This is a genomic window from Pelomonas aquatica (genome assembly GCF_026712205.1).
Lineage (GTDB): Bacteria > Pseudomonadota > Gammaproteobacteria > Burkholderiales > Burkholderiaceae_C > Pelomonas > Pelomonas aquatica.
The window spans coordinates 124,970-147,062 of record NZ_JAPPUW010000013.1 but is presented as its reverse complement, the minus strand read 5'-3'; the positions used below and the strand labels follow the sequence as shown (position 1 = coordinate 147,062).

Below are 22,093 nucleotides of genomic sequence, written 5' to 3'. Positions count from 1 at the left end.
GCCTCACGTTGCGTGAGGGTCAAGCGTCTTTTTCGGAAGGCGGCTGCCCGCTACGGGCGCGGCCGGCCGTCCATCCACGCGGCGCGGATCTCGTGCCCGCAGGCCACCGACGCGATCGCCGGCTTGTCGCTCGGGTCGCCGCTCATCACGCCGTGGCGCTGTTCGCGCGCGACCAGGCCGTAGAAGCGCTTGTCGGCGCTGATCCATGGATAGAAGCCGAAGGCGCCGGGGCTGCTGAACGCGCCGTCGCCGACCTGCGGGTCGTCCTCGACCCAGTGGCCGATGCTGTAGTGCCAGCTCTCGGTCGCGGGGATGGGCGTCTTCACGGCCTCGCGCGGGCAGGTCTGCGGGTTGGTGCAGACGGCGTGCGCGCCCAGCAGGCGGCCGATCTGCAGCTGCTCGCCCATGGCCGCGCGCAGGAAGCGGCTGTAGTCGGCCGCCGAGCTCCGGCCGCCGCCGGCGGGCTGGGCATGGCTGTAATCGAAACGCCAGTCGCCGCCGAGCGCGAGCGCCAGCGCCTGCCGCACGGCCAGCGCCAGGCCGTCGGGGCCGAAGGCACCCAGGCCCATCACGACGGCGTGCTGCTGCATATGGCCGCCGTTGTAGTCGAAGCGGTCCTCGGTCGCCGTGTTCTGGCGGCCGCGGCCGTTGATGAGGCTGTCCTGGCAGGCCGCCACGCTCTGGCCGGGCCGGCAGGCGCGGAAATTGGTGTAGCCGGACTTGAAGTGCAGGAACCTGACGTCCTCGGCCGTCAGCTGGCCCTGGCGGCGCTCGGCGACGAAGCCGGCGTAGATCCATTTGGAGGCCGACGCGATGGCCATCTCGGTGCCGCGCTCGGGCGCACCGTCGCCGGCCTTGCCGCCGGCCAGGGGCTCCTTCGCGTTGCCGACCTCCCAGTAGAAGGGCTGGGCGGCGACGCAGGCGGCCGACTTCTCGGCGGCCAGCCGCGCGGCCGTGGCGCGCTGCGCGGGCGTCGGGTCGGCATGGGCGAGCAGCGGGGCGGCGGTCAACAGGGCGAGGGTGGCGCAGCGCATCGGGGCCTCCGGGGTGCCGTGGCGGCTCGGCGCAGCGCCACGAACCGGTACTCGTGCCGCGCATCGCGCAGCACCAGCGCCGGCTGGGCGGCATTGTCGTCGCGCGAGAACTCGATGCCGCCGTGCGTGGTCAGCAAGAGCGCGACCTTGGGCGTGCCCCAGCCGCTGGCGCAGGCCGGCGCGGTGGTGCGGCTTTGCATGGCTTCACCAGCCGGCCCGCGGCGGGTCGATCAGGCGGGGGCGATCTCCACGGCCACGCCGCTGAGCACCGCGTTGCCGCTGAGCGGGTCGCGCGCCGCGTCGTCCAGCAGCGCGTTCAGGTTCACGCCGGGGCGCTCGCGCGCGACGCCGAGCTGCACGCCGTCGAGGCCATGGCCCCAGCCATGCGGCAGGCTGACGACGCCGCGGCTCATGTCGGCGCTGCGCTCGACGCGCGCGACCAGTTCGCCGACCGCGCTGCTGACCTTGGCGAACTCCGCCAGGCCCAGCCGGTCCGCGTCCTCGGGGTGGACCAGCAGCGTGCAGCGATCCGGCCCCTTGGCCAGCACCGGCAGGTTGTGCATCCAGCTGTTGCCCGAGCGCGTGTCGCGGCGGCCGATGAGGCTGAACGCGGGCGCCGGCTCGGCCTTCACGGTGGCGAGGTCGGCCAGCACCGAGGGCGGCGCCAGCTCGATCCTGCCGCTGGGCGTGCGCAGCAGCTCGGGGATGCGGGCGCCGAGCGCACCCAGGTCCACGCCGCCGCCCTCGACGGTGCTGGCGGCCTTGACCTTGGCGAGGTTCAGCCCATCGGGCTTGCGGCCGAACTGGTCGCCGTAGGGGCCGACGCGCAGCTGCAGGTCGATGAGGCGCTCGGGGCCGCGCCAGGGTTGGAGCGCGGCCAGCACGGCGGGCGTCTGCTCGCCGGCAAAGCGACGCACGTCGGATTCGATGGCCTCGTCGTCCAGGCGCTGCACGTCCACGCCCAGGCCACGGCCTTCGAGCAGCGCGCAGAGCTTGAGGAGGGTCTGCCACTCCTGCGGCGTGCCGGCGGCGGCATCGAAGACCGGGCCGGAGAAGCGCGCATGGTTGCGGTGGCTGAGCTGCGGGAAGGCGACGTCGAAATGCAGGTCCTCCAGCGGCGACAGGCCCGGCAGGATGACGTCGGCGTGGCGCGTCGTCTCGTTGACGTAGATGTCCAGGCTGAGCATGAAGTCCAGCTCCTCCAGCGCCTTCGCGATGCGCGGGCCGCCGGGCGCGGACAGCACCGGGTTGCTGGCCACCGTGATGAGGGCCCTGACCTGGCCGGCGCCAGCGGTCTCGATCTCCTCGGCCATGACGGTGATGGGCAGCTCGCCGAAGACCTCGGGCGCGCCGGACACGCGGCTGCTGCGCCGGCCCGTCGTCACGCCCTTGCCGCTGCCGGGCCTGCCCTGCGTGTTCGGCGCGAAGGCGGCGGCCTTTGCGAACATCGCGCCGCCCTCGCGGTCGAGGTTGCCGGTCAGCACGTTGAGGAGGTCGACGAGCCAGGAGTTCACCGTGCCGAAGCGCGTCGTGCAGGTGCCGATGCGGCCGTAGACGGCGGCGCGCGGCGCGGCGGCGAGCTCGCGCGCGAGGCGGCGCTGCGTGTCGGCCGGGATGCCGCAGCCGGCGGCCGTGACCTCGGGCGCGAAGGGCTGCAGCGCGGTGCGGGCCTCGTCGAGGCCGTTGACGTGGTCGGCCAGCCGGCCGAGCTTCACGAGGCCTTCGTCGAACAGCGTGTGCGCGATGCCGGCCAGCAGCAGCGCGTCGCCGCCGGGGCGGATCGCCAGGTGCTCGTCGGCCGCCGCGGCCGTCTCGCTGCGGCGCGGGTCGACGACGACGATGCGGCCGCCGCGCGCGCGCATCGCCTTGGCCTTGCCGCGGTAGTCGGGCACGGTCCACAGGCTGCCGTTGGACACCATGGGGTTGCCGCCGAGGATGAGCAGATAGTCGCAGCGCTCGATGTCGGGCAGCGGGATGCTGAGCCAGTGGCCGAACATCAGGCCGGCGCTGAGCTGCTTGGGCATCTGGTCCAGCGTCGACGCGCTGAAGACATTGCGCGTGCCCAGCGCGCGCACGAGGCGCGGCGTGTAGGCCAGCAGGCTGACCTTGTGCGCGGCCGGGTTGCCGATGGTGAGCGCGACCGCATCCGGCCCCTGCTCGCGCCAGACCGGCAGCAGGCGCTTCTCGATCTCGGCGAAGGCCTCGTCCCAGCTCGCCTCGACGAAGACGCCGTCGCGCTTGATCAGCGGCGTGCGCAGGCGGTCGGGGTCCTCGTGCAGGTCCTTCAGGCTGACGCCCTTGGGGCAGAGGTAGCCATGGCTGAAGACATCGTTCTCGGCGCCGCGGATGGCGATGACCCGGGCGCCCTCGGTCTTCACCTCCAGGCCGCAGCAGGCCTCGCACAGGGGGCAGATGCGGTAGTGGCTTTCGGGCATGGGCGTCTCCGGTTTGGGCCGCCATTCTGTGGCGGTCATCCCAGAAAATCACGTCAAACGGGCGACATGCGCCGGTGGCTGCCCACTTTGCCATGCGCACGACACGGAGCGACAACAAAATGTTTTCCCCGCCCCGCCGTTCGCAGCCGTCATGCCTGGATCCTTCGTCGTCTTCGATTCGCTCGCCCGCCAGCTCATCGAGTGGATTGCGCCCCGGCAGGCCATCGATTTCGGCGCCGGCGCCGGCAAGTTCGGCCGCCTGCTGCGGAGCGCGGCGCCGGGGTGCCGCAGCGTCGCCGTCGAGCCCGAGGCGGCGTATGTGGAGCGCTTCGGCCTGCACGGGCTCTATGACGAGGTGCGCATCCAGACCGCCGCGCAATGGCAGGCGAGCGGCATCAACGAGCGCTTCGACCTCGCCATCCTGGGAGACTGCATCGAGCACATGCCCAAGAGCGTCGGCCTGGACATGCTCAATGCGCTGGCCTACCGGGCGGCCTACACGCTGGTGATCGCGCCGGAATTCCTCGTCCAGGGCAGCGTTGACGGCGTCGACGCCGAGGCCCATGTCTCGGTCTGGAGCGAGCGCGACCTGCACTGGCACGACCTCTGGGCTTTCGACAATTGCCGCTCGATGGGCGTGTTCCTGCTGCGCGGCTACCTGCCGTCCCCGGTGCCGTTGCGGGAGCTGGTTGAGCGGGTCAACACCGTCAACCTGCCGGTGCACGAGTTCCACGACGTGGCCAGTTTCGTACGCCCGGCGCGCCTGCGGCTGGTGGAGCAGCCGCGCGAAGTCGCCTACCGCCCCGCATGAGGCCGCCACCCAAGCCCGTGCTGGCGGCGGGCCGGCCCGAGCAGGACCGCATCTTCGTCAGCCTTGCGGCCTACTGCGACCCGCTGCTCGGCTTCACCATCGCCAGCGCGCTCACCCAGGCGAGCCGGCCCGGGCGCGTCGTGTTCGGCGTGGTCGAGCAGCAAATGCCGCAGGCCTGCATCCGCCTGCCCGAGGCATGGCAGGCGCAGGTGCGCCGCATCCACATCCACCCGCTGGAGGCGCGTGGCCCCTGCTGGGCGCGCGCCATCGCGATGTCGCTCTACCAGGGCGAGCCGTGGTTCTTGCAGATCGACTCGCATATGTGGTTCGAGCCGGGTTGGGATGAGCGCCTGGTCCACTGGGGCGAGCGCTGCGCACTGCGCAATCCGCGCAGCCTGATCAGCACCTATCCCAATGCCTTCACGCTGCGCGACGGCCAGCCGGTCGCCGACATCGCCGGGCCGGAACTGCTCGCCTTCGTCGTGCGCAGCGAGCAACAGTTCCAGCCCGACCACCCGGTGCTGACCTTCGAGGCGGTGCCGGTGGCCGGGCGCGAGCCGTTGCCGGCGCTGCACATCGGCGCGGGCTGCCTGTTCGGGCCGGGCCGCCTGGTCCAGGAACTGCCCTACGACCCCTTCCTCTATTTCCACGGGGAAGAGCAGGCCTTCGCACTGCGGGCCTGGACGCGTGGCTGGGACATCTTCCAAATCCCGCGCATGCCGATCTACCACCAGTACCTCACCGGCAGCCATTCGCCGCGTGCGCTGCACTGGTCGCCCGAACTGGACGCGCAGCGCCAGATCTGCTCGGCCCAGTTCACCGAGGCCGCCAACCGCCGCATGGCCGCGCTGCTGTGGGACGGGGCCGACCTGGGCATCTACGGCCTGGGCAAGGTGCGCAGCCTGGCGGAGTACGCGGCCTTCAGCGGCATCGACTACGCCGCCAGATCCATCGCTCCGAGCGCATACAAGGCCCGCTACGGGTACTGAGCGGGCCTCAGCGGACCGGCGTCAGCCAGCCCTGCAGCTGCCCGAGCACGCGCGCATCGGTCTGCAGGCCCAGATGGCCGAGGGTCGTGATGACGGCGGTGTCGGTGAACGCCAGCCGGCGCGATGCCTCGCGGTGCTGGCCGAGGGCGCTGGCCACAGGCACCAGGCCGTCGCCCAGCCAGCGCGCCGGTGGGCCGCTGGGCTTCTTTGCCGTGGTGGCCGCAATGGCATGGCAAGCCACGCCCGCGGGCAGCGGGATGCGGCTGGCCTTGCCGGCGTCGGCCTCCAGCAGGCTGGCGTGGCGCAGGTCGCGGATGCCGGCGCTGCGCCGTGCCGCGAGCGCGGCGAAGGGGCGGGAGTAGGCGCTGACGGTCAGCAGTTGCTGCACCTGCTGCCCGCCGCGCTCCAGCGGTGCGCCGAGGTGGGGCGTGCCCAGCGTGACGAGGCGTTGCAGGCGCGCGGGCCAGCGCCGCCCCTGGGCCTGGGCGATGGCGCTGCGGGCGAGCAGGCCGCCCATGCTGTGGCCCAGCAGCGTGATCGGGCCGGGCAGCTCGTCCAGCAGCTCGGCCAGCTCGGCGCCATTGCGCCAGATCGCGCGGCCGCTGTTGTAGCGCAGGCCCAGCGGGCGGTAGCCCAGGCGGGCGAGCGCGGCGGGGAAGTCGGCGCCGTCGCGGCGCCACTGGGCCTCGTTCATGCACAGCCCATGCAGCAGGACAAGGGCCGGCCCGGTGGCGCCGTCCACCAGCGGATGCAGGCGCATGGCGGTGGCGAGCGGGTTCCCGCTGGCCTCCAGGTAGTCGCCCAGCACGCCGTTCAGCGCGGCGATGGCCGCGTTGGCCTGCTCGGGACCGGCCTGGCCGAGCAGGGGCGTCAGCGCGTCGAGGGCGAGGTCCAAGCCGCCGCCCACCATCTGCGTCACGCCGCGCACGCCGCGGTAGACGAGGCCGGTCAGGCCGCGCGTGCGCGGGCTCGATGCCGTCAGCGGCAGCCGGGCGATCTCGGCATGCAGGGCCTCGACGAGGTCGGTGATGCCGGTGACGGCCTCGATGGCGAGGCGGCTGGCGCCGCGCAGGTGTTGGGTGGGGGGCATAGGGAGATCATGCGCCGCGCCGCGCCGGGCCGCCCCCTCACATCTGCCGGAACAGATGCGCGCAGCTCTCCGCCACCAGCAGCATCTCGCTGCCGTGCTTGAGCTTGATCTGCATGCGGCCGCGGAAGTCGCGGCTGACGCTGGCGATGGCGTTCACGTTGACCAGCGTGGAACGGTGGATCTGCCAGAACTGCTGCGGGTCGAGCTCGTCGATGAGTTCCTTCAGCGGCTTGCGGATCAGCGCCTCGCCGTCCTTCAGCGCCAGCCGCGTGTACTTGTTGTCGCTCTGGAAGAACATGACCTCGTCGACGGTGATGAGGCGCAGCGTCTGGCCGACCGACGCGTTGATCCAGCGCAGCGGCGCGCGCGCGGCCGATGGCGCCGCCGCAGTCGTGGATGAAGGCCGCGCGCCGAGCTGGTCCAGCACGCCGCCGAGCTGGGCGGGCGCCTGGCCCAGCCGCGCCTTCAGCCGCGAGATGGCCGTGAACAGCCGCGCGCCGGCCAGCGGCTTGAGCAGGTAGTCCACCGCGCCCTGGTCGAAGGCGGCGATGGCGTACTGGTCGTAGGCCGTGACGAAGACGACGTGGGCGCGGCCGTTGACCTGGCGGGCCACGTCGATGCCGGTGGCGCCGGGCATCTCGATGTCGAGGAAGAGGATGTCGGGCCGGTGCCGGTCCAGCAGGCGCAGCGCCTCCAGGCCGTCGGCGGCCTCGCCGACGATGCTGAGCTCGGGCCAGAGCTTGCCGAGCTGCTCGACCAGTTCGCCGCGCAGCGCGGCCTCGTCCTCGGCGACCACCGCGGTCGGTGCGAACAGGCTCATGGCAGCTCCAGCATGAATTCGGTGCGGTCCTCGCTGCTGGTGCACAGCAGCCTGCCGTCCAGCACGGCGAGGCGCTCGCGCAGCGAGGCGAGGTCGGCGTCTTCGTTGCACAGGCCGCCCTGGTCGAAGCCCAGCGTGATGCCGGCGCCCGCCTTCAGCCAGCAGCGCCCGGGCCGGCCCAGGCGCAGCGCGCGCTGCACCAGCGGCAGCAGCAGCATGGGCGGCAGCGGCGTGGCGCCGCGCGAGCCGAGCTCGCAGTCGAACGCCGGGGCGTGGTCGCCCAGGTCGCGCAGCAGGTCGAGGTAGCTGGCGATCAGCTCGGCCTCGCCGCCCAGCGTCGCGCCGGCATCGCGCAGCCGCGGCAGGGCCACGCGCAGGTGGCGGATGAGGCGTTCCAGCCGCGCGCTGGCGCCGGGGTCGCGGCCGGCATAGGCCTGCTCGACGGAGACGAGGGCGTCGAACAGCAGGGCCGGGTCGACCTGGGCCTGCAGGGCGGCCAGGCGCGCAGCCAGCGCGTGGCGGCGCAGCTGGCTGTGCTCGCGCAGCAGGTCCTGGGCGGCCTGGTCCTGGCGGCGGCGCAGGCTGTGGAATTCGAGCATGCCGACGATCATCAGCGCGGGCATGAAGATCCAGAGCGTGTCGCCGATGACGGCGGTCATGCGGAACATCGTGCAGCGGGGCTTGCCGTGCATCTGGGCATAGAGGTCGCACAGCGAGGGCCAGGGCAGGGCGTCGGCCAGCGGATAGATGACGGCCATGGTCAGCGCCGAGCCCAGCAGCGTGGCGGCCACGAGGCGCCGGCGCCGTGCCGGGTGGATGGCGCTGCTGCGCGCGGCCGGCAGCCAGCACAGCAGCAGCACGGCGCAGCTGACCAGGGGCAGGCTCAGGTGGCGGGCCACCACCTCGGGCAGCTGGTGGCCGACGCGCAGCTCCAGCAGCGAGGTCAGGTCGATGGCGCCGAAGAGCAGGGCCGCGCTGACGAAGACCAGGGCCTCGTTCAGGCGCAGCGAGCGCCAGGAGCGCAAGACATGCTTGATCACGTCAAAGCCTCGGCGGGCAGGCGCACGCGGGCGACGACGCCGTGCGGCTGGGTGGCCTCCAGCTCCAGCGCGGCGGCGTCGCCGAAGCGGGCGGCCAGCCGTGCCCGCGTGTTGGCCAGGCCCACGCCGGTGCCGCCGCTGGCCCTGCCGAAGCCCTGGCCGTTGTCGGCCACCTCCACGGTGAGGCCGCCGCCGGCCGCATGGCCGGCGCGGATCTCGATGCGCCCGCCCTCGGGCAGCGGCGAGAGGCCGTGCTTGATGGCGTTCTCGACGAGGGTGGGGAGCACCAGCGTGGGCAGGCGGGCCTCCAGCAGCTCGGGCGGCGCGGCGATGTCGAAGGACAGGCGCTCGCCCATGCGCATCTGCAGGATGGCGAGGTAGTGGCGCACCAGCTCCAGCTCGTCGGCCAGCGTGGACTCGTGGCGGCGCATGCCGGGCAGGGCGGCGCGCAGATAGGCGATCAGGGCCACCAGCATGTCGCGGCCGCGCTCGGGCTGGGTCTCGTACAGGCGTTTGACGTTGGCCAGTGTGTTGAACAGGAAATGGGGCTCGATCTGCGCGTTCAGCGCCGACAGCTGGGCCTCGGTCTGCTGGGTCTTGAGGGCCTCGCGTTCGCGGAACAGCCGCGCCAGCTCGTCGCGGCCCTCGCGCTGGGCGCGGCTGACGCGCAGCAGCGCATAGGCCATGCCGCCCAGCAGGGACCACAGTGCGACGGTGGACACGATCCAGCCGAGCTTGATCTCGTTGCTGGGGTCGTCCATGGTCGCGACCACATAGCGCAGAAAGGTGCCGAGGGCCGCACCCAGGCCGACGGCCAGGGCCTGCACCGACAGCGCGGCGGGCAGCTTCCAGCGCCGCCCGGCCAGCAGGGCCTCGGCCAGGGCCACCGCCAGCAGCAGCGACACGCCGGTCAGCAGGCATTGGCGGCTGAAGCGGACCAGGTCGAAGAGGGCGTCGCGCAGGCCGCCGCTGCCTTCGCCGAACCAGGTCAGTTCACGCGAGATGGCGTAGAGCAGGCAGAAGTAGTAGACGCCCGCCAGCATGCGCAGATTGCAGACGCGGCGAAAGGCTTGCAGCGGGCGGATGTCCTCCATCCGCGGCATTCTCGGCGCGCCGCCGTCCTGCGGGGCGGCATGCGACGAAACCGCCCCTATCCGGCGCCAAGCCGGGTATGGCGGGTTCGCCGCGGCCGTCAGCCGGTGCCGGCCGCGGCGATCAGCGCCTTGAGTTCGCGCTCCGAGGCTGCCGGGTCGCCCAGGTTGATCTCGATGAGGCGGCGCAGATGGGTGATGGACTCCAGGTCGATGCTGCGGCACAGCACGCCGGCATGGCCGTTCTCGACATGGGCCAGCTCGCCGGCCATCGCGATGACGGGGCCGCCCGCGCCGTCGCCCAGCGGCAGCTTGACGAGGCAGGGCATGCCGGCCTGCGGCGCGGGGGCGTCGGGCAGCTGCAGCAGCACGCCCTTCAGCGAGATGTCGACGACCTGGCAGCGCAGCAGCGCCTGCGTCGTGACCAGCTCGGCGCCGGAGGCGAAGGCGACGCGGGCGAATTGGCGACGTTCGGTGCTGATGATGGTCTCCCGAGGGGCGGGCGAGGCGGCTAGACGAAAGGCTCCAGCTCGGAGCCGCCGCTGAAGACGGTGCTGTGCTCGATGGCCTGCTGCAGCCGCTCGGGCGCCAGCGCGGCCAGGCCCATGGCTTCGAGCATGAACCAGGCGGCGCGCAGGAAGGCGACGGTCTCGTCGCGCACGCCGTCGGGCGCCGCGGGCGGCGCCTGCCAGTCTCGGCTGGGCGCCTCGCGCGGCGCGACGACGGCGGGCCGGTGCGCACGCGCGACGCGGGCCAGCAGCTCGCGCGTGTCCACCGTGGTGCTGGGCGCGTCGATCAGGCGCACGAGATCGCCGAGCTGCTGCTCGGCCGCGGCGGCCAGCAGCCGCGCCGCCTGGTCGGCGCCGCCGGCGAGATACAGACCGGCCGCGAGGTCGACGTATTCGAGGGCGGCGGACAGCCGCAGCAGATCGGGGTTGGACGACATGGCGCCTGAGTCTAGTCCACTGCGTCGTGGCCATGGGCCTCCCCCTGCGCCCCGACACGCCTTGGCGGGAGGGCCATGGCCCCGACGCGGCGGACCGGGTTGTGTGGACTGGCAACGGGCGGCCAAACTTCACGCTGCTTTGTTTATGCTGGCCGCCCAAGGCCTGCCCCAAGGAGCGCAAACCATGATCGACCGCCGCCAGCATCTGCAACACCTCGCCGCCCTCGCCACCGCCACGGCCCTGCCCGCCATGGCCGCCGACGACAAGGACGGCACCTACGACCAGGACTCCATCCTGAAGGCCGCCACCGACTTCTTCGGCCAGACCACCGAGGGTCTGGCCAAGGTCATCGAAAAGGCCTTCAAGGAGCAGGGCCGCCCGAACGCCTACATCAAGGGCGAGGAGGCCGGCGCGGCCATCACCGTCGGCCTGCGCTACGGCGACGGCGAGCTGCTGATGAAGGGCGGCGGTGGCGGCCGCGTCTACTGGGCCGGCCCGTCCATCGGCTTCGACCTGGGCGCCAACGCGTCCAAGGTCTTCACGCTGGTCTACCACCTGCCCAATGCCGGCGCCATCTACCAGCGCTTCCCCGGCGTGGACGGCAGCCTTTACTACATCGGCGGCGCCGGCATCAACTACCAGCGCCTGAAGGGCATCACGCTGGCGCCCATCCGCCTGGGCGTGGGCCTGCGCGCGGGCGCGAGCGTGGGCTATATCCACTACCGCCGCGAGAAGACCATCAACCCGTTCTAAGAACCTGTTCACGGCCTCCCCATGGCGCCCGTTGCCCCGCAAAGCCAGTGGCTGCAAGGCGCAAACCGGAGACGGGCTGGGTGCCCGGCGAGGATTTGCAACGCCGCAGACGCTGGCTTTGCGGGGCAACCCGAAGGGCAAGGCATCCCCGGGCCGCACTCTGCGTTGCCCACCTTGGCCAGGCATGAGCCTGGCCGGCGGCGGACGCCTTGATTGCGGCCCGGGGATGCCTTGCGGGCACCATGGGGAGGCCGTGAACAGGTTCGACCATGCGCCGCGTCAAGGACGGCGGCGCACCTCGCCGGCAAGCTCGGCCTTTTGTCGCGCAGTCGAGGCCGCGGAGTCGTAGACTGTTCTTTTATCCAGTATCACGAGGCCGCCGTGAGCGCCATCACCGATCTCCCGCTTCAGGACATCAGCAGCGAAGTCCTCATCGAGAAATACGCCAAGGGCGGCGAGCAGCATGCTGACGAACTGCGCGAACGCGTCGCCCGCGCGCTCGGCGCGGCCGAGAAGCCCGCCGACCGGGCGAAATGGACGGCCGCCTTCCTGGCCGCCCAGCAGCGCGGCTTCGTGCCGGCCGGCCGCATCATGTCGGCCGCCGGCACCGAGCTGTCGGCCACCCTCATCAACTGCTTCGTGCAGCCGGTGGGCGACTCCATCGCGACGCCCGAGGACGGCGTGCCCGGCATCTACACCGCGCTGACCGAGGCCGCCGAGACCATGCGCCGCGGCGGCGGCGTCGGCTATGACTTCAGCCGCATCCGCCCGGCCGGCGCCTGGGTGGGCTCCACGCGCAGCCATGCCTCGGGCCCGATCAGCTATATGCGCGTCTTCGACCGCAGCTGCGAGACGGTGGAGAGCGCCGGCAGCCGCCGCGGCGCGCAGATGGGCGTGCTGCGCTGCGACCACCCCGACATCGAAGCCTTCATCCATGCCAAGGACGAGGGCGACCTGCGCAACTTCAACATCTCCATCGGCGTGACCGACGCCTTCATGGAGGCCGTGCAGGCCGACGGCCTCGTCGAGCTGGCGCACAAGGCCCAGCCCAGCGTCGAGCAGATCGAGGCCGGCGCCTACCAGCGCGGCGACGGCCAATGGGTCTACCGCAAGGTCAAGGCCCGCGCGCTGTGGGACCAGGTCATGCGCTCCACCTACGACCACGCCGAGCCCGGCGTGCTCTTCCTGGACCGCATCAATGCCGACAACAACCTGCACTACTGCGAGACGATTGCGGCGACCAACCCGTGCGTGACGGCCGGCACCTGGACCCTGACCAGCGATGGCCCGCGCCAGGTGGCCGAGCTGATCGGCCGGCCCTTCCATGCCATCGTCGATGGCAAGGCCTACGCCAGCGAGTCGGCGGGCTTCTTCGCCACTGGCGTGAAGCCCGTGCTGCGCCTGAGCACTCGCGAGGGGCATGAGCTGCGCCTGACTGGCGACCACCCGGTGCGCCGAGTGACGCGCAAGACCCGCTACCTGGTCGAAGCCGAATGGGCGCCCGCCGCCGAGTTGAAACCTGGCGATGAATTGATGTTGCACGACCATCGTGCGCTGCAGGGCTGGGAGGGGCCTCGCACCGAATCCGAGGGTTATCTGCTGGGCCTGTTGATCGGCGACGGCACGCTGAAGGCCGACAAGGCCGTGCTGTCCGTCTGGGCACCGGAGCTGAAGGCCGTCGGCAGCGATGTGGGCCATCGGCCGGCGAGCGTCGACAGCGTCATGCGCGCAGCCGAGACGGCCATGCGCACCGCCATTGCCAGCCGTGCGGACTTCAAGGGTTGGCAGCGCCCGATCGGCGGGCGCGGCGAATTCCGTTTGGCGTCCACGGGCCTGCGCGACCTGGCGGCCTCCCTGGGTGCGGCGCCGGGCAACAAGCGCATCACGCCGGCGATGGAGGCGACGTCCTCGGAATTCCATCGCGGGCTGTTGCGCGGATTCTTCGATGCCGATGGTTCCGTGCAAGGCGTACAGGACAAGGGCGTCAGCGTGCGGTTGACGCAAGCCGACCTCGAACAGCTGCAGGTTGTGCAACGCATGCTGGCGCGCCTGGGCATCGCGGCGTCGATCTACCGCGACCGCAAACCCGCCGGGCTGCAACGCATGCCTGACGGCCGAGGTGGCGAGCGCGACTATCAACGCCGAGCTGTGCACGAGCTGGTCATCAGCGGCGACAACCTGCGCCGTTACGCCGAGCAGGTGGGCTTCGAGGACAGCGCCAAGCAAGCGCGGTTGGACGAACTGCTGGGCAGCTACCGGCGTGAGCTCAATCGTGAACGTTTCACGGCCACCGTCGAGGCCATTGAGCCCGATGGGGTCGAGGCCGTCTACGACGTGACCGTCGAGCATGTGCACGCCTTCGACGCCAACGGTCTGTATGTACACAATTGTGCTGAGCAGCCGCTTCCGCCCTACGGCTGCTGCTGCCTCGGCTCCATCGACCTGACCCGTTTCGTGAGCGAACCATTTTCGCCGCAGCCGAGCTTCGATGAGGCCGGCTTTGCCGAAGTCGTCGCCGTGGCCACGCGCATGCTGGACAACGTGCTCGACGTGACGCCCTGGCCGCTGCCCGCGCAGGCCCAGGAGGCCGCCAACAAGCGCCGCGTCGGCCTGGGCTTCACGGGGCTGGGCGACGCCCTCGTCATGCTGAACCTGCGCTACGACACGCAGGCCGCGCGCGACATGGCCAGCCATATCAGCGAGCTGATGCGCGACGCGGCCTATGCGGCGTCCAGCGACCTCGCCGCCGAGCGCGGCAGCTTCCCGCTGTTCAATGCCGACCTGTATCTGTCAGGCGGCAGCTTCGCGTCGCGGCTGCCTCAGGGCCTGAAGGACAGGATCCGCGCCCAGGGCCTGCGCAACTCCCACCTGCTGTCCATCGCGCCCACCGGCACCATCAGCCTGGCCTTCGCCGACAACGCCAGCAATGGCATCGAGCCGGCCTTCTCGTGGACCTACACGCGCAAGAAGCGCCTGCCGCAGGCCGAAGGCGGCGGCTTCAAGGAGTACGCCGTCGAGGACCATGCCTGGCGCCTCTATCGCCATCTGTTCGGCGCCGACGCGCCGTTGAGCGACGCCTTCGTCACCGCGCTGGAGCTGAGCGCGGCCGACCACGCCGCCATGGTCGCGGCCGTCGCGCCCTATATCGACACGTCGATCAGCAAGACCGTCAACGTGCCGGCCGACTACCCCTACGAGGACTTCCAGGATCTCTACGTGCAGGCCTGGGGCGCCAAGCTCAAGGGCCTGGCCACCTACCGGCCCAACAGCGTGCTGGGCTCGGTGCTCAGCGTGACGCCGGAAGTGAAGCAGCCCGAGCCGTTGCGCGCCGAGGTCGACGGCACCAACCAGCGCCTGAAGGTCGAGCGCCTGCCGCAGGCCGTCGTCGCGTCGCTGCGCTGGCCCAGCCGCCCGGAGATGCCCGGCGGCAACCCGGCCTGGAGCTATCTGATCCAGCATCCGCACGGCGACTTCGCCCTCTTCATCGGCGAGCTGCCGCTGGACGGTCCCGACGGCGGCCTGTTCGGCCGCAACCTGCCCTTCGAAGTCTGGGTCAACGGCGCCGAGCAGCCGCGCGGCCTGGCCGCGCTGGCCAAGACGCTGTCGATGGACCTGCGCACCAACGACGCGGCCTGGCTGCGCCTCAAGCTCGACGCGCTCGCCACCGTGGCCGAGGAGCGCGCCTTCGAGATGCCCACGCCGCCCGGCGGAGAGAAGCGTCTCTTCCCCGGCGTCGTCGCCGCGACGGCGGCCGTCATCCGCTGGCGCTGCGAGCAGCTCGGCGCACTGGCCGAGGGCGGCCCCACGCCGGTGGTGGACGCGATGTTCAGCCGCAACGAGCCGCGCACCGGCGTGTCCGGCACGCTGGCCTGGGCCGTCGACGTGGACAACCCGGCCACGAACGAGCAGTTCACGCTGACGCTGAAGGAGGTCGTGCTGCCGACACCCGACGGCGGCACGGTGACGCGCCCCTGCGCGATGGGCTTCTCGGGCAACTACCCCAAGGCGCTGGACGGCCTGGCGCGCCTGTTGTCGCTGGACATGCGCGTGATGGACCCGGGCTGGATCGCGATGAAGCTGCGCAAGCTGCTCAATGTCGGCGAGCCGCTGGGCCACTTCATGGCGCCGGTGCCTTCACTGAACGGCGAACGGCGCCAGCAGGTCTGGCCGTCGACGGTGGCCTATGTGGCGCGGCTCGTCATCCACCGCTACGCGATGCTGGGCATCCTCGACGAAGCCGGCCAGCCGCTGACCGACATGGGCCTGCTGCAGACGCCCGCACCCAAGCTCGCCGCGGCGGTCGGCATGCTGCAGGTGCAGGCCGGCAAGCCCTGCCCGGAGTGCGGCAACGCGACGATGATCCACAAGGACGGCTGCGATTTCTGCACGGCCTGCGGCTATGTGGGGCAGTGCGGATGAGGGTGTGCGGCGTCAGGTAGGGGGTATGTGGGCGCCATTCCGGTCGGCGCCAAGGTCAACGTGGTCAACGCGCTGACCATCCTGGGCAAGCCGCACGGGGGCTCGGGCGGCTGAGGGCTCACCTCAGTTCGTGCCGATCAGCATCCAGCCCGCGTCGGCCTGCCTGCAGGCCGTGAACAGCGACGGGCCGCCCTGGCGCTTCCTGGAATGCACCGTGATGCGCACCTGCCGGCATTCGCCCTGGTTCTTGAGCTGGGGATGGCCCACCACCAGCAGCGTGCCGCTGGCCCCCGACGCCGTGTTCTGCCATTCCAGCGGCTGCGGCGACGCCGGCGCGTAGAGCACCTGTTTCACCGCGTCGAGGTAGAGCCGCAGGTCTTCGTCGTTAAAGTCCTCGACGGGCGAGTTCTTGAGGATCGCGACCCAGCCGGCAGCCGAGGCCATCGGGCTGGCCAGGGTGACGAGCACGGCGATGGCAGCACCGTACATTGGACGTTTGAACATGCAGCATCTCCTGAAGGCCGGGGCCGACCCTGTCGACCTTGACTGTCGCACGAACGCCGCCCGCGTGTGCCCACGGCTGTGGGGTTTGCAGGCCGAGGGCTCGGCGCCATGATGATGCTCGTCGCCCCGCTGGGCGCGATGGCCATGCTGGTCGCCGCCCTCGTGCTGCCCGGCAGCGGCTGGCTGGCACTGGTCTGTGCCGTGGCGCTGGTGGCCGCCGTGCTGTCGGCGGTCCATCATGCCGAGGTCATCGCCCACCGGCTGGGCGAGCCCTTTGGCACGCTGGTGCTGGCGCTCGCCGTCACGGTGATCGAGGTGGCGCTGATCCTTTCGATGATGCTGGCCGGCGGCGGGGACAAGGCCACGCTACCGCGCGACACCATCTTCTCGACGCTGATGATCATCTGCAACGGCGTCGTCGGGCTGTGCCTGCTGATCGGCGGGCTGCGGCACCGGGAGCAGGTGTTTCGCGTCGAGGGGGCCAGCGTCAGCCTCACCACGCTGATGGCGCTGGCGGCCCTGACCCTGGTGCTGCCGCGCTTCACGACCAGCACGCAGACGCCCACGTATTCGCCATCGCAGCTGGCCTTCGCCGCCTCGATGGCGCTGCTGCTGTGGCTGCTGTTCATCTTCGTGCAGACGGTGCGCCACCGCGACTACTTCCTGCCCGCATCGGGCACCGGCAGCGAAGACGCCCACGCCGAGCCGCCGAGCCGGGCCCGGACCTGGCTGAGCCTGGGCCTGCTGCCGCTGGCTCTGGTGTCGGTGGTGGGCCTGGCCAAGGTGCTTTCGCCGCGCATCGAAGCCGTGCTGGCCGACGTCGGCGCACCGCCCGCCGTGCTGGGGATTGCCATCGCCATGCTGGTGTTGCTGCCCGAGACGCTGGCGGCGGTGCTGGCCGCACGGGCCAACCGGCTGCAGATCAGCCTCAACCTCGCCTACGGCTCGGCGCTGGCCAGCATCGGGTTGACCATCCCTGCCGTGGCCGCCGCTTCGCTGCTGCTCGGCCTGCCGCTGGTGTTGGGCGCCGACAGCAAGGAGCTGGTGCTGATGCTGCTGACCTTCCTGGTCTCGACGCTGACGCTGGGCCTGGGGCGCACGCATGCCATGCAGGGAGCGGTCCACCTGGTCATCTTCGCCGCCTATCTTTTCCTGGCGATGGTGCCCTGACGGGCGGCAGCGGCCCGATGCCGGGGCCTGCCTTCAGCGATCGACGGATCGGGCCGTGGCGATGCCTCCTCCCTCGATCAGCCGCTTCAGCCAGGGCCGCAGCGCGAACATCGCCGCGCCGGTGGCCAGGCTGCCCGCAGCCAGCTGCGTGAACAGCGTCGCATAGGCCGCATTGGTCGCCAGTGCCGACCCGTCCACCGGCTGGGCGACGACGCCCGAGAAGTCGCCGGCGAACAGCGACGCCAGCCCCGTCACCAGCATCCAGGCGCCCATCATGACGCCCTGGTATTGCCGCGGCGCCAGCCGCCCGATCATCGCGTAGCCCACCGGCGAGATCAGCAGCTCGCCGGTGGCCTGCAGCACATAGCTGAGGGCGAGCCAGAAGAAGTCGGCGCGGCCGGTGGCCGGGTCGGCGAGCTGGATGCCCAGCGGCAGCGCCAGGAAGCCCAGGCCCATCAGCACGAGGGAGGCGGAGAACTGCATCGGGATGTCCACCGGCCAGCCCTTGGCGCGCCAGCGCGCGAACAGCGCGGCCAGCCAGGGGCCGCCGATGACGATGACGACGGTGTTGATGTTCTGCACCCACTGCGGCGCGACGGGCAGGCCCCAGACGTTCATCCAGACATTGCCCACCGCGTAGAGCTGCAGGCCGCTGGGCGCCATCTGGTAGAGCGACCAGAACACCAGCGACCCCAGCGTCAGCACGAGGTAGGCCTGCATGCGGCGCTGCTCGGCCGGCACCGGGTGGCGCAGCGTCAGCGCCAGCAGCGCCAGGCCGACGGCGCCGCACAGGGCTTTCATGCCGATGGCCGTGTCGCCGGGGTGCTGCAGCAGCCAGGCCAGCACGGGCACGAGGCCGGTCAGCACGGCGATGCCGATGGCGAAGCGGCCCCAGAAATCGGCGCCGCGGCGCTGGGTCAGCGGCGTGTCGCGGTCGGCCAGCGCGCGCCAGAAGAGCAGCGCCACCGCGATGGCGCTGGCATTGCCCAGCGTCGCGAACCAGAACAGCGACGCATAGTCCTCGCCGAGCTGGAACACGCCGGCCACCGTGAAGCCGATGAAGAAGCCGATGTTCATGCCGGCGTAGTTCCACAGGAAGGCGGCCTCGCGGCGGTCGTCCTCGGGCGCGAAGCGCTGCGTCAGCATCATGTTCAGGCAGGTCACGTTCAGGCCGCTGCCGGTCAGGAACAGCGCCATGCCCCAGTAGAGGCCGGCGAGGCTGCCGCCGGCGATGGCGCCGCAGCCCAGCACCTGCAGCAGCATGCCGCCGACGAAGAGGTTGCGGTTGCTCAGGAAACGCCCGCCCAGATAGCCGCCGAACAGGTGCAGGCCGTAGTTGAAGGCGCCGAACAGGCCCGTCATCAGCGCCGCCTGCTCGCTCGTGAAGCCGTGGCGGCGCGTGGCGTAGAGGGTCAGCGTGTACTGCAGCACCGCGAAGCCCAGCGTCGCGAACACCTGCACGATGAAGAGGACGGCCGAGCCTTCCGGCACGCGGTCCCAGTGTTGCTTGATGGATCTCATGGGGCGGCGATTGTGCTGGCGCGAAGGGAGGTTTCGCCTGGGTGTCATCCCGCGGGCCTGGCCTCGGCGATCATCCGGGCCCTCGACAACAGCGCTTCAAGGACAACCGGCGATGACCGACGGCTTCGAACTCGTGCGTGCCTACCTGGCCGCCTATGCGGCACGCGACCTGGCGGCCATCGAGCCGCTGCTGGCCGACGCGGTCACGCTGCGCGACTGGAAGATCCGCGTCGCCGGCAAGGCCGCGGCGCTGGCCGAGACGCGCAGGAACTTCGACGCGGTGAGCACGCTCGACATCGAGGTGCTGGCGCTGTTTGCCCGCGAGCGGGGCGTCGCGGCGGAACTGCGCATCGACGTGGACGGCCGTGACACCCTCCATGTGGTCGACCTGTTCGACCTCGACGCCAGCGGGCGCATCGCCGCGATCCGCGCCTTCATCGGCCGTGGCGACGAAGACGAAGCCGGCACCTGAGCCGGTTCAACGCGGCGCGGCGGCGTCCTTGCCGCCGGGCGCGAAGCTCACGCCGTGGGCGGCCAGGTAGTCGCGGATCAGCCGCCGCACCACCTGCGAGGGCGTCACGTCCTGCTGCGCGCACAGGGTCTCGAAGGCCTTTTTCTTGTCCGGGTCGATCAGCACCGTCAGGCGGGTGGTCTTTTGTTCCATGCCGGCTCCTTATGTTAATAAAATGATAATTGCAAACGCATAAAAATCACATTAGATTCGCGTCGTGACCTTCAGCTTCCTGCACCGCCTCACCGGCAGGCACCGCACGCGGTCGGCCAACCGGCAGCTCGGCGCGGTGCTGGCCTTCGTGGCGGGCGCGGTCAACGCGGGCGGCTTCCTGGCGGTGCGGCGCTACACCTCGCACATGACGGGCGTGATCTCCGGCGTGGCCGACGATCTGGCCGTCGGTGACCTGGCGCTGGCCCTGGCCGGGCTGGCCTCGCTGCTGGCCTTCATGGCCGGCGCGGCCAGCACGGCATTGCTCATCAACTGGGCGCGGCGGCGCCAGATGCACAGCAAATACGCGCTGGCCCTGCTGCTGGAGGCCGGCCTGCTGCTGCTGTTCGGCCTGGTGGGTGCGCACCTGGAGACGCTGGCCCATCTGCTGGTGCCCACGGCCGTGCTGCTGCTGTGCTTCATCATGGGTCTGCAGAACGCCATCGTCACCAAGATCTCGCAGGCCGAGATCCGCACGACCCACATGACCGGCGTCGTGACCGACCTCGGCATCGAGCTCGGCCGCCTGCTGTACTGGAACCGCTCCAGCGCGGCCGACCCGGCCCATTTCGTGCGCGCCAACCGCGACAAGCTCTTCATCCACGGCGTCGTGCTGGGCCTGTTCTTCATCGGCGGCGTCGTCGGCGCGCTGGCCTTCAAGCACTTCGGCTTCACGGCCACGCTGCCCATCGCGCTGCTGCTGGTGCTGATGGCGTCGCCGCCGCTGATCGTCGACCTGCAGCGCGCCTAGTTTTCGTCCTCCTGTTCCCCATGCCCGATACCGCCGACCACCGCGAATTCGTCAAGCCCTTCGTCTACGAGGATCTGGGCACCAAGGCTCTGCATTTCTCGATCTGCGAGATCCAGAGCCGCATGCAGATCCAGCGCCCCCATGCGCTGGACCTGGACTACACGCGCACGATGATGGCCTTCCTGCTGTTCGTGCCGCCGCCGGAGCTGATGGGCATGATCGGGCTGGGCGGCGGGTCGCTGGCCAAGTTCTGCCACCACCACCTGAGCGGCACGCGCATCAAGGTCGTCGAGATCAACCCCCACGTCATCGCGCTGCGCGACCAGTTCCAGGTGCCGCCGGACGATGCCCGCCTGCAGGTCCGCCGCGGCGACGGGGCCGACTTCGTGCGCCAGACCCGCGACCGACTGGACGTGCTGCTGGTGGACGGCTTCGACCACGAGGGCCAGCCGCCCGAGCTGTGCTCGCAGGCCTTCTACGACGACTGCCGCGCGGCGCTGCGCGCGGACGGCATGCTGGTGGCCAATCTGCACACGGCCCATCCCGAGTTCTCGCGGCATGTGGCCCGCATCGAGCGCGCCTTCGACGGCGACGCGCTGTTCGTCGGCGACGGCGAGTGCAGCAACACCATCGCCTTCGCCGGCAGCGGCTTGAGCGCCGGCTCGGCCCGCCCCGGCGTGCTGCGCAAGCCCGGCCCGCTCGACCGCCAGGCCTGGGACGACCTGATGCCCGCGTTCGCGCGGGTCGTCGGCGCGCTGCACGAGCAGCGCAGCGGCGCTCAGGGCCGGACCGACCGGTAGACCCTGCGCCGCTCCGGCCGGCTCAGCACCAGCTGCCACAACTGGCCCTGGCGCGAGCGGAAGAAGCCCGCGCAGCTCAGCAGGTAGTAGCGGAACATGCGGCGCAGGCCCTCGTCGTAGCGGGCGCTGAGGCGCGGCCACGCGGCCTCCAGGCGCTCGGCCCAGCACATCAGCGTGCGGTCGTAGTCGGGGCCGAAGTTGTGCCAGTCCTCGACGATGAGGCGGCCTTCCATGGCCCCGGCCAGTTCGGCCGGCGAGGGCAGCTTGCCGTTGGGGAAGATGTAGCGCTCGATCCACGGGTCGGTGTGCGGCGCGCGCCGGTCCACGCCGATGGTGTGCAGCAGGAAGAGCCCGTCGGGCGCGAGCAGGCGCCGCACGCTGTCGAAGTAGGTCGCGTAGTTCTTCAGCCCGACATGCTCGAACATGCCGACGGAGACGATCTTGTCGAAGCGGCCCTGCAGCGCGCGGTAGTCCTGCAGCAGCAGCGTGACGGGCAGGCCCTCGCAGCGCGCCTGGGCCAGCGCCAGCTGCTCGCGGCTGACGGTGATGCCGGTCACGCGCACGCCGTGGCGCTCGGCGGCCCAGCGCGCCAGGCCGCCCCAGCCGCAGCCGATGTCCAGCAGCGTCTCGCCGGGCTGCAGTTCCAGCTTGCGGCAGATCATCGCCAGCTTGTGCTGCTGGGCCTGCTCCAGGTCGGCGGCATGCTGCCAGTAGGCGCAGGAATAGATCATGCGCGAGTCCAGCATGGCCTCGAAGACATCGTTGCCGGCGTCGTAGTGGCGCTCGCCGACCTGGTGGGCGCGCGCGGTGCTCTGCAGGTTGAACAGACGCTGGCGCAGGCTTTCGGCGAGGAGCCTGAGCCGCGCGCGGCCGGGCGCGGTGCGGTCGAGGTCGGCGCGCAGCAGGCGCTCGAACAGCTGGTCCAGGCGCTCGCAGTCCCAGTCGCCGTCGACATAGGCCTCGCCCGCGCCCAGCGACCACTGCGTCAGCAGCCGGCGGTACAGGCGCGGGTCGTGCACGTGCATGTCCCAGGGCCGCGTGCCGTTGAAGCGCACATCGGCCCGCGCCAGCAGCTCACGCAGGATGGCGGGCGGGGCGGCGTCGACGGCGGGCACGGACGGCATGCGAGGGCATTCAACGGCGAACCGCCAGTGTGCCTGCGACGGCGGAAAAAGCAGCACGACGGTGCCGCCATGT

General features: G+C 71.1%; 21 protein-coding genes. 8 read left to right on the top strand and 13 right to left on the bottom strand.

The window, feature by feature from the left end; all coding sequences use genetic code 11:
* Positions 1-50: 50 nt before the first annotated feature.
* The 3 genes from NYP07_RS15350 to NYP07_RS15340 are packed head-to-tail and all read right to left on the bottom strand — an operon-like array spanning position 51 to position 3,469.
* The gene (locus tag NYP07_RS15350) at positions 51-1,034 is read right to left on the bottom strand and encodes a serine hydrolase domain-containing protein (protein ID WP_268151882.1); all 984 of its coding nucleotides are present in this window, start codon (positions 1,032-1,034) and stop codon (positions 51-53) included.
* Positions 1,007-1,234, bottom strand: a complete 228-nt coding sequence (locus NYP07_RS15345) for a hypothetical protein (RefSeq protein ID WP_268151880.1) — start codon at positions 1,232-1,234, stop codon at positions 1,007-1,009. Before NYP07_RS15345 ends, NYP07_RS15350 begins: the two co-directional genes overlap by 28 nt.
* Before the next feature lie 30 nt (positions 1,235-1,264).
* Complete coding sequence (locus NYP07_RS15340; RefSeq protein ID WP_268151878.1) at positions 1,265-3,469, bottom strand: molybdopterin-dependent oxidoreductase; 2,205 nt, start codon at positions 3,467-3,469, stop codon at positions 1,265-1,267.
* Between the two features lie 151 nt (positions 3,470-3,620).
* On the opposite strand from NYP07_RS15340, the gene NYP07_RS15335 reads away from it, so the two are divergent.
* Positions 3,621-4,280 (top strand): class I SAM-dependent methyltransferase, encoded by a 660-nt coding sequence (locus NYP07_RS15335; protein ID WP_268151877.1) that lies wholly within the window; start codon positions 3,621-3,623, stop codon positions 4,278-4,280.
* Positions 4,277-5,269 (top strand): GlcNAc-transferase family protein, encoded by a 993-nt coding sequence (locus NYP07_RS15330; RefSeq protein WP_268151875.1) that lies wholly within the window; start codon positions 4,277-4,279, stop codon positions 5,267-5,269. The genes NYP07_RS15335 and NYP07_RS15330 overlap by 4 nt, the downstream gene beginning before the upstream one ends.
* Positions 5,270-5,276: 7 nt before the next feature.
* Here NYP07_RS15330 and NYP07_RS15325 read toward each other — a convergent pair whose 3' ends face one another.
* The 6 genes from NYP07_RS15325 to NYP07_RS15300 all read right to left on the bottom strand — a co-directional run bounded on the left by NYP07_RS15325 (position 5,277) and on the right by NYP07_RS15300 (position 10,256).
* Complete coding sequence (locus NYP07_RS15325) at positions 5,277-6,359, bottom strand: esterase/lipase family protein (protein WP_268151873.1); 1,083 nt, start codon at positions 6,357-6,359, stop codon at positions 5,277-5,279.
* Positions 6,360-6,396: 37 nt separating this feature from the next.
* Positions 6,397-7,179: a LytR/AlgR family response regulator transcription factor gene (locus tag NYP07_RS15320; protein WP_268151871.1), complete on the bottom strand. Its 783-nt coding sequence runs from the start codon at positions 7,177-7,179 to the stop codon at positions 6,397-6,399.
* Entirely contained in the window at positions 7,176-8,219 is a 1,044-nt protein-coding gene (locus tag NYP07_RS24060) for a histidine kinase (RefSeq protein WP_268151869.1), read from the bottom strand. The genes NYP07_RS15320 and NYP07_RS24060 overlap by 4 nt, the downstream gene beginning before the upstream one ends.
* The gene (locus NYP07_RS15310) at positions 8,216-9,313 is read right to left on the bottom strand and encodes a sensor histidine kinase (protein ID WP_268151867.1); all 1,098 of its coding nucleotides are present in this window, start codon (positions 9,311-9,313) and stop codon (positions 8,216-8,218) included. The genes NYP07_RS24060 and NYP07_RS15310 overlap by 4 nt, the downstream gene beginning before the upstream one ends.
* Before the next feature lie 98 nt (positions 9,314-9,411).
* Positions 9,412-9,792 (bottom strand): PilZ domain-containing protein, encoded by a 381-nt coding sequence (locus NYP07_RS15305; RefSeq protein WP_268151953.1) that lies wholly within the window; start codon positions 9,790-9,792, stop codon positions 9,412-9,414.
* Positions 9,793-9,821: 29 nt separating this feature from the next.
* Complete coding sequence (locus NYP07_RS15300) at positions 9,822-10,256, bottom strand: hypothetical protein (RefSeq protein ID WP_268151957.1); 435 nt, start codon at positions 10,254-10,256, stop codon at positions 9,822-9,824.
* A gap of 184 nt (positions 10,257-10,440) precedes the next feature.
* Between NYP07_RS15300 and NYP07_RS15295 the strand changes: the two genes are divergently transcribed.
* Both NYP07_RS15295 and NYP07_RS15290 read left to right on the top strand, forming a co-directional pair.
* A complete protein-coding gene (locus tag NYP07_RS15295; RefSeq protein ID WP_268151865.1) occupies positions 10,441-11,010 on the top strand; it encodes a DUF1134 domain-containing protein in 570 nt (189 codons plus the stop codon).
* A 381-nt stretch (positions 11,011-11,391) separates the two neighbouring features.
* Positions 11,392-15,429, top strand: coding sequence for an LAGLIDADG family homing endonuclease (locus NYP07_RS15290; protein WP_268151863.1), 4,038 nt, complete (start codon positions 11,392-11,394; stop codon positions 15,427-15,429).
* Positions 15,430-15,552: 123 nt separating this feature from the next.
* Here the strand turns inward: NYP07_RS15290 and NYP07_RS15285 are convergent, their stop codons facing one another.
* Positions 15,553-15,933, bottom strand: a complete 381-nt coding sequence (locus NYP07_RS15285; RefSeq protein ID WP_268151861.1) for an RT0821/Lpp0805 family surface protein — start codon at positions 15,931-15,933, stop codon at positions 15,553-15,555.
* Between the two features lie 108 nt (positions 15,934-16,041).
* Here NYP07_RS15285 and NYP07_RS15280 point away from each other — a divergent pair, with 108 nt between their 5' ends.
* Positions 16,042-17,103 carry a calcium:cation antiporter gene (locus tag NYP07_RS15280; RefSeq protein WP_268151859.1) on the top strand — a complete coding sequence of 354 codons (1,062 nt, stop codon included), beginning with the start codon at positions 16,042-16,044 and terminating at the stop codon, positions 17,101-17,103.
* 33 nt (positions 17,104-17,136) lie between these two features.
* On the opposite strand, the gene NYP07_RS15275 is transcribed toward NYP07_RS15280, so the two are convergent.
* Entirely contained in the window at positions 17,137-18,624 is a 1,488-nt protein-coding gene (locus tag NYP07_RS15275; RefSeq protein ID WP_268151857.1) for a peptide MFS transporter, read from the bottom strand.
* Between the two features lie 112 nt (positions 18,625-18,736).
* Between NYP07_RS15275 and NYP07_RS15270 the strand changes: the two genes are divergently transcribed.
* Positions 18,737-19,096: a nuclear transport factor 2 family protein gene (locus NYP07_RS15270; RefSeq protein WP_268151855.1), complete on the top strand. Its 360-nt coding sequence runs from the start codon at positions 18,737-18,739 to the stop codon at positions 19,094-19,096.
* Between the two features lie 6 nt (positions 19,097-19,102).
* Here the strand turns inward: NYP07_RS15270 and NYP07_RS15265 are convergent, their stop codons facing one another.
* The gene (locus NYP07_RS15265) at positions 19,103-19,288 is read right to left on the bottom strand and encodes a ribbon-helix-helix protein, CopG family (protein WP_268151853.1); all 186 of its coding nucleotides are present in this window, start codon (positions 19,286-19,288) and stop codon (positions 19,103-19,105) included.
* 64 nt (positions 19,289-19,352) lie between these two features.
* Between NYP07_RS15265 and NYP07_RS15260 the strand changes: the two genes are divergently transcribed.
* Together NYP07_RS15260 and NYP07_RS15255 are read left to right on the top strand one after the other, a co-directional pair.
* Positions 19,353-20,096 carry a YoaK family protein gene (locus tag NYP07_RS15260; RefSeq protein ID WP_268151851.1) on the top strand — a complete coding sequence of 248 codons (744 nt, stop codon included), beginning with the start codon at positions 19,353-19,355 and terminating at the stop codon, positions 20,094-20,096.
* Positions 20,097-20,116: 20 nt separating this feature from the next.
* Positions 20,117-20,896, top strand: a complete 780-nt coding sequence (locus tag NYP07_RS15255) for a spermine/spermidine synthase domain-containing protein (protein ID WP_268151849.1) — start codon at positions 20,117-20,119, stop codon at positions 20,894-20,896.
* Here NYP07_RS15255 and cfa read toward each other — a convergent pair.
* A complete protein-coding gene (cfa, locus tag NYP07_RS15250; protein WP_268151847.1) occupies positions 20,875-22,020 on the bottom strand; it encodes a cyclopropane fatty acyl phospholipid synthase in 1,146 nt (381 codons plus the stop codon). The two genes, NYP07_RS15255 and cfa, sit on opposite strands and share 22 nt — an antisense overlap.
* Between the last annotated feature and the right edge of the window lie 73 nt (positions 22,021-22,093).

Excerpts from the sequence above, each read along its gene's own strand:
- NYP07_RS15270 (WP_268151855.1), top strand. The coding sequence starts at position 18,737 with ATGACCGACGGCTTCGAACTCGTGCGTGCCTACCTGGCCGCCTATGCG.
- NYP07_RS15350 (WP_268151882.1), bottom strand. The coding sequence starts at position 1,034 with ATGCGCTGCGCCACCCTCGCCCTGTTGACCGCCGCCCCGCTGCTCGCC.
- cfa (WP_268151847.1), bottom strand. The coding sequence starts at position 22,020 with ATGCCGTCCGTGCCCGCCGTCGACGCCGCCCCGCCCGCCATCCTGCGT.
- NYP07_RS15285 (WP_268151861.1), bottom strand. The coding sequence starts at position 15,933 with ATGTTCAAACGTCCAATGTACGGTGCTGCCATCGCCGTGCTCGTCACC.
- NYP07_RS15300 (WP_268151957.1), bottom strand. The coding sequence starts at position 10,256 with ATGTCGTCCAACCCCGATCTGCTGCGGCTGTCCGCCGCCCTCGAATAC.
- NYP07_RS15295 (WP_268151865.1), top strand. The coding sequence starts at position 10,441 with ATGATCGACCGCCGCCAGCATCTGCAACACCTCGCCGCCCTCGCCACC.
- NYP07_RS15265 (WP_268151853.1), bottom strand. The coding sequence starts at position 19,288 with ATGGAACAAAAGACCACCCGCCTGACGGTGCTGATCGACCCGGACAAG.
- NYP07_RS15330 (WP_268151875.1), top strand. The coding sequence starts at position 4,277 with ATGAGGCCGCCACCCAAGCCCGTGCTGGCGGCGGGCCGGCCCGAGCAG.
- NYP07_RS15340 (WP_268151878.1), bottom strand. The coding sequence starts at position 3,469 with ATGCCCGAAAGCCACTACCGCATCTGCCCCCTGTGCGAGGCCTGCTGC.
- NYP07_RS15325 (WP_268151873.1), bottom strand. The coding sequence starts at position 6,359 with ATGCCCCCCACCCAACACCTGCGCGGCGCCAGCCGCCTCGCCATCGAG.
- NYP07_RS15335 (WP_268151877.1), top strand. The coding sequence starts at position 3,621 with ATGCCTGGATCCTTCGTCGTCTTCGATTCGCTCGCCCGCCAGCTCATC.
- NYP07_RS15255 (WP_268151849.1), top strand. The coding sequence starts at position 20,117 with ATGCCCGATACCGCCGACCACCGCGAATTCGTCAAGCCCTTCGTCTAC.
- NYP07_RS15275 (WP_268151857.1), bottom strand. The coding sequence starts at position 18,624 with ATGAGATCCATCAAGCAACACTGGGACCGCGTGCCGGAAGGCTCGGCC.
- NYP07_RS15345 (WP_268151880.1), bottom strand. The coding sequence starts at position 1,234 with ATGCAAAGCCGCACCACCGCGCCGGCCTGCGCCAGCGGCTGGGGCACG.
- NYP07_RS15280 (WP_268151859.1), top strand. The coding sequence starts at position 16,042 with ATGATGATGCTCGTCGCCCCGCTGGGCGCGATGGCCATGCTGGTCGCC.
- NYP07_RS15320 (WP_268151871.1), bottom strand. The coding sequence starts at position 7,179 with ATGAGCCTGTTCGCACCGACCGCGGTGGTCGCCGAGGACGAGGCCGCG.
- NYP07_RS15310 (WP_268151867.1), bottom strand. The coding sequence starts at position 9,313 with ATGGAGGACATCCGCCCGCTGCAAGCCTTTCGCCGCGTCTGCAATCTG.